Annotated in this window: 1 protein-coding gene; it reads left to right on the plus strand. The window is 73.6% G+C overall.

What is annotated here, in order from left to right; all coding sequences use genetic code 11:
• Nucleotides 1-1,459: sensor histidine kinase (locus AC27VN_RS41315; protein ID WP_490880490.1), on the plus strand; the 1,459-nt coding region annotated here is incomplete at both ends.

Here is a 1,459-nt window from a genome sequence, read left to right on the forward strand (position 1 = left end):
GTGCTGCGCGGCGAGGTGCCCGCCGAGCTGCTGCGCGACAAGCTGCTGCTCGTGGGCGCCACCGCGCCCGGCCTCGGCGACCAGACCCTGACGCCGAACGCCGGCATGCGCGGCGTGCTGCCCGGCATCGAGGTCAATGCCAACGCCATCGACGACCTGATGAACGCGCGCAACGTCGCGCTGCTGCCGCCGGCCGGCTACGCGGCCTGGACCGTCGTGCCGCTGTGGATCGCGCTGTGGCTGCTGGTGCGCCTGCAGCGCCATGCGCTGCCGATCGCCTTCGGCCTCGCCGTCGCCTGCCTGCTGGCCAGCGGCATCGCCATGCTGGGCTGGCACTGGTGGCTGCCGCCCGCGGCGCCGATCGCCGGGCTGTTCCTGCTCTACCTGCTGTGGAGCTGGCGCCGGCTCGAGTCGCAGCTGGCCTACCTGCGCCAGCGCGCCCGGGTGCTGCACGCCATCCCGAGCGGCGCGTTCGAGGTCATGCCCGCGCCGCCCGCGCTCTCGGGCGACCCGGTGGTGCATCCCAAGCAGGCGCTCGACCGCGCCATCGCGCGCGTGCAGCGCATGCAGAAGCTGATGGACGAGGCGATGCATGCGATGCCCGTGGCCATGCTGATCTGCGACGACCAGGGCCGTATCGCCTCGGGCAACGCGGCCGCTTCCCGCCTGCTCGGCGGCGGCGAGCTCGCGCAGCGCGACAGCGATCCCGATGCGCTGCGCGGCCTGTCGCTGCCGCAGCTGATCGCGCCGATGGCGGCGGCCGCGAAGGCCGATGCCCCGGGCTCGGCGCGGCTGCACTGGACGATCCGGCTGCGCGACGAATACACCACCGCCGACGCGCGCGTGTTCCGCCTCGAGGCCGCCGCCTTCGGCGCGGACGCGCCCGACGACCGCGGCTGGGTCGTCATGCTGCCCGAGCTCACGACCGAGCGCGAGGCGCAGCGGCAGCGCGACGAATGGCGGCGCTTTCTCTCGCACGACCTGCGCAGCCCGCAAGTCACCATCCTGAGCCTGCTGTCCATGCACGAGGGCGACCCGGACGCGGCCGGCACCGCAGACATGCGCAAGGCCATCCGGCGCGAGGCCAAGCGCACCCTCGACCTGGCCGAGGGCTTCATGGATTTCGCGCAGGCCGAGTCGGACGACTACCGCTTCGCCGACACCCACGTGGGCGCCGTGCTGCTCGATGCCCGGGACCAGGCCTGGCACTATGCGCAGGCCAACGGCGTGCGCATCGATGCGCGCCTCGACGACGCCGACGAGACCCTCGTGCGCGCCGACGGCTCGCTGCTCACGCGCGCCATCGTCAACCTGCTGAACAACGCCATCCGCCACAGCGCGCCGGGCGCGCGCATCGAGCTGCGCATGGACCTCGAGTCCGCCACCCCCGACGCCGCACCGGACCGCGTGCGCATCACCATCGCCGACCAGGGCTCGGGCATGACGCCCGCGCAACTCC

It is taken from the genome of Variovorax sp. 20P10.2.4 (assembly GCF_058244205.1).